This window comes from Acrocarpospora catenulata (assembly GCF_018476525.1).
Classification (GTDB): Bacteria; Actinomycetota; Actinomycetes; order Streptosporangiales; family Streptosporangiaceae; genus Acrocarpospora; species Acrocarpospora catenulata.
Genome location: NZ_JAHCST010000086.1, coordinates 26398 through 33743, shown reverse-complemented (window position 1 = coordinate 33743; position 7346 = coordinate 26398). Strand labels below are relative to the sequence as shown.

The following is a 7346-nucleotide window of genomic DNA, read 5'->3' as shown; positions in this document are numbered from 1 at the left end:
CGCCCGCCCACCCGCTACGGACATCAGCCACCACGTTGAAGCAGTCCTCGAGGTCCGGTCTTCGACACCACGTGGAAGTAGTCCGGAGGTCGGTAGGGGTGAGTCATACAAGTCAGGGTTGGGCTCGCGAGACTTCGACGGCCCGGTCGACGCGGTGCGCGGCCTTGACCTGGCGGTCGCCTTCTGGCGGTATGAGACCGCGCCGGCCGCGCTGCGCCTGGCAGAGTCGGCCCACGACTGATCGGCCCACGACTGAGTCGCGCGCCGAGCGCAAAACGCTGCCCGCCCGGATCAGTGTCCCCGCGTGATGCTCTCGATCAGGTACGCCGCCAGGTTCGCCGCTTGAGCGCGGATCTCCGGGATCGCGGTGGTCTCATACAGTTTCCCGCGAAGCGTCGGTCCCAGCGTGACTATCCGCTCATGCGGACGCCCAGCGGCGTCGAGCACCCGCCCGCAGGCGTCGGCGTCGAGGCCGAGGCCCAGCGGGTCGGGGCGAGCCAGCCCATCGGCCAGGAGGCGGGAGAGCACTCCCTCACCGGGAACGGTGAAGGCCGGGCCGGTGGTGTTGACCAGCCAGGCGACCTGAAGATCGCGAGTGCCGCCGTCCACGCTGAGGCGGAGGTTCAGCCCTGCCGAATCAGGCGTCGCCTCTGCCACGTGGCCGCGGAGCACACGCAGCCGCCCGGCGGTGCGGAGATCGTCGAGACGAGACGCGGTCTCGGGCGGGATGCGATGGCGATGCACCTCCCAGTAACGGGCCAGGAGGGTGAGGAACCTGCGCTGTTCGTCGGCGGGCAGCCGCTCCCACAACTCCGGAACCCTGGGCCGCAGACTGTCGAGCACGCCGCGCCAGTCGCCGCCGCTGTGGCGGATGGCGAGACGGACCGCGCTCAGCAGGCCCCGCAGTCGGAGCGGACCGTCGGGAATCGGTACGGGCGCGCAAGGCGGTGTGGGCTGACAGTGCGGTTGTGGCAGCAGGCCGTGCCGGGATATGGCGTACACGGTCCTGGCCGCGGTACGGGAGAGGGTGACGGCTACGTCGACCATGGTCAGGCCGGTGCCCATGATCAGAACATCACCGTGGTCGGCGCGAGCCAGTGCCCCATCCGCCCACGGGTCGGCGATGTAGCGTTCGGACGGAACGGGTATCGGGGTCGCGGAGGCAGGGTTCCCGGTCGCGAGGATGACCGCGTCGGCGTCGAGCGCCTCTCGGTCCGATAGGTGGACGCGGAGCGGCTGGCAGGTGAGGGCCACCACATCCCCTGTCAGGCGAGCCGGTGATGCGTCCTCCAGCAGCTCGCGCAGGTAGCGGCCGTAGACGTGCCGAGGCAGGAAGTCGGGTCCGGCCGCGTTCAGTCCCTGCGCGTGCAGCCACCGTACGAAGTGGAGGGAATCGTGTTCCAGCGCGCTCATCTTCTCGGCGCGGCTGTTGAGGAGGTGGTGGGGGTCGGTGGTGGCGTACGCCTGTCCGAGGCCGTGCCGCCTGTCCCGGTCGATCAGTACCAGGTGCAGAGGAACGCCCCGCGCCCGCGCGTACAGCCGCAAGTGAAGAGTGGCCAGCGTGCCGCTGGCACCGCCGCCCACGACCACGATGACCTGAGCGCGAGACACCGCTCCAGATTAAGTGAGTTTACCTACAGGTTATATAGATAATTCCATGAAGTCTCGGTAAACCAGCAGGAGAGCCGAACGCAAACTCCACACCTGAGTGAGCCGCCCGGTGGGCGCACTCCACGCGCGCAGGGGCGCGCCTTGGGTACGCCAGACGCTGATCATTGAGTAGCGGCGCACTCCTCGCGCGCAGGGGCGCGCCGGGACGGGGTCGTGGCAGGTCAACCCGCTGTGGTGGGCGGTAGAAGTGGTGTCCCTTTTGTGGTGGAAGCTTGGTGGTGGGATGGCGGGTGGGGGTAGGTTGGGGCCCTTATTGGTCCCTTTGTCCCCCTGCGGAGTTTGGTCATGGTGGTTCGGCGGTGGGTGGCGGCCGGGTTGGTGCTGGTGGGGCTGGTCGCCTGCGGGACCGCCGAGTCGATGGCGGCGGGGGTGCCGCGGGTGGTCGCCACTCAGACGGTGGCGATGGGGCTGATGATGGTCCCGGAGGAGCGGAGTGAGCCGGTTCTTCCGGTGGATGCTCAGGGGCTGACCAAGCGGCTGCGGAAGTTTCTGAAGGCGCGGCCTGGGCGGGTTTCGGCGGCGGTGGAGGATCTCGCGACGGGGAGGGTGTACCGGTTCCGGCCCAAGGAGGTGCTTCCTACGGCGAGCACTGCCAAGGTGGGGATTCTGATGGCCCTGCTCAGAAAGCGGCGCTGGGACTCGCTGTCCGCGCAGGATCGGCACGACGCGAACATCATGATCCGATACAGCGACAACAAGGCGGCGGACCGGTTGTGGGAGCGTATCGGCAAGGAAGCGGGGCTCACCCGGGCCAACCAGGCGTTCAAGCTGAAGAACACCACGGCCATCGGCGGCAAATGCGTTGATCTGTACTGCTGGGGCATCACCAGGACCACCGCGGTCGATCAGGTTCGGCTGATGAAGCTCCTGAGCAGGAAGAGCAGCCCGGTCAAGGATCACAAGGTGGTTCTGAAGCTGATGCGGGACGTGGTCGCCGACCAGAAGTGGGGGGTCAGCGCGGGCGCCTGCGAGGGCGAGCCGGTGGCGCTCAAGAACGGCTGGCTGAAGCATGTCGCCAACGACCAGTGGGTCATCGTCAGCGCCGGCCTGATCGCGAACAGGTTCGCCGTGGCCGTCCTCACCGAGGACAACGCCACGAGCGCGGCCGGAATCGCCAAGGTGGAAGGCATCGTCACCCGGATGATGGACGCCTTCCGCGCCTGCCCGCCCACGAGCGAGTAGAACCGCCCGCAGGCCGAACCCCCGCCGAAGGGGCGCCCGAGGTCAGGGGGTGATGAGGCGGTAGCCGACGCCGCGGACGGTTTGGATGAGTTTGTCGTCCTCGTCGCCCAGGCGGGCGCGTAGCCGTTTGACGTGGACGGCGATGGTGTTGGTGGACATGGCGTCCGCGGAGTGCCAGACGTGTCGCATGATCTGTTCGCGGGTCACCGTGCGATCGGCGTTGCGCATCAGGTAGTGGAGAAGTTCGAACTCGCGCAGCGGCAGATGCACGATCCGTCCCCCGACCTTGACCTGGTACGCCGTGACATCCAGCGAGACCTCCCCGATGGTGAGCACGGTCCGCTGGATGCCCTGCCGCCGGAAGGCGGCCTGGACGAGGGGCAGCAGCTCGGGCACCCGGTACGGCCGGGCGACGCAGGCGGTCGCCCCGGCCGCGAGGGCCTCCATGGCCTGCTCAGCGTAGCCTTCGCCGACGCCGAGCAGTACGGGTATGGAACGCGCGAGCCGTACCGCCCGGACGAAGTCGACCGGCCCGATGATGGGCAGCGAGGCACTGATCAGCACGGCGTCGGGGCGCAGGGCGCCTGCCTGCAGCAGGGCCTGCGCCCCGTCGAACACGCCGGTGACCTCGATGCCCTCCGATTCGAGCTCGGCCGTCAGCGCCTGCACGAGGTCGCTGTCGGGGTCGGCGACCAGGAGCATGGGTGCCGATCGCGTGTCCCCCTCCACTGCGGGTGCCGTCACCCGGGTCCTCCCAGTTCGAGCGCCAGAGGCGGCCAGAAACAGCCAAGAAGCAGCCGGTCAGCCGAAGCGTCCGGTGATGTAGTCCTCGGTCCGTTTGTCGCTCGGCTTGGTGAAGATCCGAGTGGTCTGGTCGAACTCGACCAGGCGACCGTGGCGGACCCCGGCGTCGTCGACCTCGGCGGTGAAGAAGGCGGTGCGGTCGGAGACCCGGGCCGCCTGCTGCATGTTGTGGGTGACGATGAGGATCGTGTACTCCTGACGCAGCTCCTGCATCAGGTCCTCGATCTTCGTGGTGGCGATCGGGTCGAGCGCGGAGCAGGGCTCGTCCATCAGGATGACCTCGGGCTTGACCGCGATGGCCCGGGCGATGCAGAGGCGCTGCTGCTGTCCGCCGGACAGGGAGAGCGCGTTCTGCTTGAGCTTGTCCTTGACCTCGTCCCAGAGGGCGGCCTTGGTCAGCGCCTCCTCGACCACGGTGTCCATGTTGCGCTTGATGCCGTTGACCTTGGGCCCGTACGCGACGTTCTCGTAGATGGACTTGGGGAACGGGTTGGGCTTCTGGAAGACCATGCCGATCCGGCGGCGGACCTCGATCGGGTCGACGTGGTCGCCGTACAGGTTCTCGTCGTGGTAGAGGATCTTGCCCTTGATGTGCGCGCCGGGGATGAGGTCGTTCATCCGGTTGAAGCAGCGGAGCACGGTGCTCTTGCCGCAGCCGGACGGGCCGATCATGGCGGTGATCTCGCGGCGGCCGATCATCATGTCCACGTTGCGGACGGCCTCGTAGTCGCCGTAGAAGACGCTGAGATCCTCGACCGTGAACACCGGGTCGAGCGAGCCGGGGGTGTTCGGGACTTCGGGGCCGCGGATGGTCACGTTGGGCTGGGACACTTTGCCTGCCTGAGTCGTTCCGTGGTTCAAGGGATTCACCAGCGCTTCTGGTAGCGGTTACGGAGCCAGATGGCGACGGAGTTCATCACCAGCAGGATGGCGAGCAGGACCACGATCGCGGCGGCGGCGAGGACGTGGAACTCCTCACGGGACTGGCTGATGAAGTTGTAGATCTGCAGGGGCAGCACGGTGAAGCTGCTCCAGACGCCCTCGGGGTTGAACCGCACCAGGGTGGCGGCGCCGAGCATGAGGAAGGGGGCGGCTTCGCCGATGGCCCGGGAGAGGGCGAGGATGGATCCGGTGGCGATGCCGGGGATGGAGGCGGGCAGCACCTGGCGCCAGATGGTCTGCCACTGGGTGGCGCCCAGGGCCAGCGAGCCTTCCCTGATGGACGGCGGAACCGCCCGGATGGCCTCCCGGGCGGAGATGATGACGATCGGCAGGACCAGCAGGGAGATGGTGATCGCGCCGGTCATCACGGTGAAGCCGAACTGCAGCCAGCGGGCGATGATGCCCAGGCCGAGGATGCCGTAGACGATGGAGGGCACGGCGGCCAGGTTGCTGATGTTCAGCTCGATGATCTTGTTGTACCAGCGGCCGCGGTCGGCGTACTCCTCCAGGTAGATCGCCGCCAGGATGCCGGTGGGCAGGGCCATCAGCGCGGTGAGGGAGATGATCCACAGGGTGCCGAAGATGCCGGACTGGATGCCGGCGGTCTCCGGGCGCCGGATGGACGGCATGTTCTCCCAGAGCATCGGGTTGAGCCGGCCCCAGCCCTCCTCGAGCGTGTAGATCAGGAGCATGCCGAGGAAGATGAGGGCGATCGCCAGACTGGACAGGAGGGCGATCCGGAACAGGTGCTCCTTGAGCGGCCGTCCCTTGCTGGCGAGCTGGACGGCCGACTTCGGGGTGGAGAGCACGGCCATTACTCGTACACCTCACGATATTTCTGAACCATGCGGGCGCTGACGTAGTTCATCGCGAACGTCATGATGAACAGCAGCGAACCCACCGCGAAGATCGTCTTGTACGGGATGGAGCCGACCGAGGCGTCACCCGACCCGGCCTGGGCGATGAACGCGGCCATGGTGGCCATCTCGTCGGCCGGGTTCAGGGTGAACACCGACTTGAAGCCGCCCGCGATGGCGACGATCATCGTCTCGCCGGCGGCCCGGGAGATGGCCAGGATGACCGCGGCCACGATGCCGGAGAACGCGGCGGGCACCACGACCCGGACCGAGGTGATCATCTTGGACGCCCCGAGCGCGAAGGAGCCCTCGCGCAGGCCGTTGGGGACGGCGGTCATGGCGTCCTCGGAGAGCGAGGCCACGATGGGGATGATCATCACGCCCACCAGCAGGCCGGCGCTGAGCGCGTTCTTGGACTCCAGCTCCAGGAAGGGGAACCAGTCCTTGAGCAGCGGAGTGACGAAAGTGAGGGCGAAGAAGCCGAAGACCACCGTGGGCACGCCGGCCAGCACCTCAAGGATCGGCTTGCAGATGCGGCGGACGCGCGGGGTGGCGTACTCGGACAGGAAGATCGCGGCGGCCAGGCCGAGCGGCACCGCGACGATGATGGCGATGAGCGTGATCTCCAGCGTGGCCACGATGATCGGCCACACCCCGAACGCCGGAGGGTTGAACAGCGGCCCCCAGGTCGTCGAGCCGAAGAACTGCCCGAGGCTCACCTCGGAGAAGAACTCGATGGTGGGCTCCACCAGCGCGGTCACGATGCCGACCGTGGTGGCGATGGAGACCAGGGCGGCGATCAGCAGGATCGCCTTGATCAGGTACTCGCCGTAACGCGGGCGCGACCGCGCCAGGGACTTGCCTGGCGCGGCCGCGTTGGCCGGTGCCGACATCAGCTCGCCTTGAGGGCGGTCAGGTCGGACTTGAGCTTGGCCTCCTGCTCCGCGTTCAGCGGGATGAACTTGGCGTCCTTCGCGATGCTGTTGATGTTGGCCACGTAGAAGTCGAGGAAGGCCGCGACCTCGGGCCGCTTCACGGCGGCGGTGGACGGGTAGATGAACAGCGGGCGGGAGAGCGGGGTGTAGGTGCCGTTCTGCGCGGTCTCCACGCTCGGGGTGACGCAGCCGGAGCCGGAGTCGATCTGGACCGCGTTCAGCTTGTCCATGTTCTCTTCGAAGTAGGTGAAGCCGAAGTAGCCCAGGCCGCCCTTGGCGCCGGCGACACCGTTGACGATGTCGTTGTCGTTCTCGCTCGGGCTGTAGTCCTTGCGGCTGGCGCCCTCCTCACCGTTCACCTCGCCGGTGAAGTAGTCGAAGGTGCCGGAGTCGGTGCCGGGGCCGTACAGCTTCAGCGGCTCGTCCGGGAACTTGCCGTCGATGTCCTTCCAGGACATGACCTTGCCCTCGGCGGCCGGCTCCCAGGCCTTCTTGAGCTGGTCGACGGTGAGGCAGGTGGCCCAGGTGTTCTCCTTGGGCACGACCACGGTCAGCGCGTCCACCGCGACGGTGAGCTCGCTGAAGTTGATGCTCTTGGCGGCGCAGTTCGCCTTCTCCTCGTCCTTGATCGGCCGGGAGGCGTCGGAGACGTCGGTCTCCCCGGCGCAGAACTTCTCGAAGCCGCCGCCGGTGCCCGAGGTGCCCACGGCGATCTTGACGGTGGGCTGCTCCTCGCCGAAGATCTCGGCTGCCGCCTGGGTCAGCGGTGCGACGGTGCTGGAGCCGTCGATCTTGATCTCGCCGCTCAGCGCGGCCGGGGCCGTCTCGGCTCCCTCGGAAGCCGCGGTGGTGGCTCCGGGTTCGGCCTCGGTGCCCGCGTCGCCGCCGCCGCACGCAGCGAGCGAGAGCACGCCGGCCAGGGTCACCGCGGCGAGTCGACCTGCATACTTCACGG

General features: G+C 67.8%; 8 protein-coding genes. 2 read left to right on the top strand and 6 right to left on the bottom strand.

Annotation, left to right across the window (positions count from 1 at the left end; genetic code table 11):
- The first annotated feature begins 118 nt into the window (after positions 1–118).
- Complete coding sequence (locus KIP79_RS48845) at positions 119–241, top strand: hypothetical protein (RefSeq protein ID WP_256447746.1); 123 nt, start codon at positions 119–121, stop codon at positions 239–241.
- A 50-nt stretch (positions 242–291) separates the two neighbouring features.
- Here the strand turns inward: KIP79_RS48845 and KIP79_RS42970 are convergent, their stop codons facing one another.
- Positions 292–1611 carry an FAD/NAD(P)-binding protein gene (locus KIP79_RS42970; RefSeq protein ID WP_214110817.1) on the bottom strand — a complete coding sequence of 440 codons (1320 nt, stop codon included), beginning with the start codon at positions 1609–1611 and terminating at the stop codon, positions 292–294.
- A 345-nt stretch (positions 1612–1956) separates the two neighbouring features.
- On the opposite strand from KIP79_RS42970, the gene KIP79_RS48840 reads away from it, so the two are divergent.
- Positions 1957–2853 (top strand): serine hydrolase, encoded by an 897-nt coding sequence (locus tag KIP79_RS48840; protein WP_214110816.1) that lies wholly within the window; start codon positions 1957–1959, stop codon positions 2851–2853.
- 42 nt (positions 2854–2895) lie between these two features.
- Here the strand turns inward: KIP79_RS48840 and KIP79_RS42960 are convergent, their stop codons facing one another.
- The 5 genes from KIP79_RS42960 to KIP79_RS42940 are packed head-to-tail and all read right to left on the bottom strand — an operon-like array spanning position 2896 to position 7344.
- Positions 2896–3597, bottom strand: coding sequence for a response regulator transcription factor (locus KIP79_RS42960; RefSeq protein WP_308170207.1), 702 nt, complete (start codon positions 3595–3597; stop codon positions 2896–2898).
- Between the two features lie 57 nt (positions 3598–3654).
- Entirely contained in the window at positions 3655–4473 is an 819-nt protein-coding gene (gene pstB / locus KIP79_RS42955) for a phosphate ABC transporter ATP-binding protein PstB (protein WP_443611876.1), read from the bottom strand.
- A gap of 50 nt (positions 4474–4523) precedes the next feature.
- Positions 4524–5414 carry a phosphate ABC transporter permease PstA gene (gene pstA / locus KIP79_RS42950; protein ID WP_214110815.1) on the bottom strand — a complete coding sequence of 297 codons (891 nt, stop codon included), beginning with the start codon at positions 5412–5414 and terminating at the stop codon, positions 4524–4526.
- Positions 5414–6349 (bottom strand): phosphate ABC transporter permease subunit PstC, encoded by a 936-nt coding sequence (pstC, locus tag KIP79_RS42945; protein ID WP_214110814.1) that lies wholly within the window; start codon positions 6347–6349, stop codon positions 5414–5416. Before pstC ends, pstA begins: the two co-directional genes overlap by 1 nt.
- Positions 6349–7344 (bottom strand): PstS family phosphate ABC transporter substrate-binding protein, encoded by a 996-nt coding sequence (locus tag KIP79_RS42940; protein ID WP_214110813.1) that lies wholly within the window; start codon positions 7342–7344, stop codon positions 6349–6351. Before KIP79_RS42940 ends, pstC begins: the two co-directional genes overlap by 1 nt.
- Positions 7345–7346 lie beyond the last annotated feature (2 nt).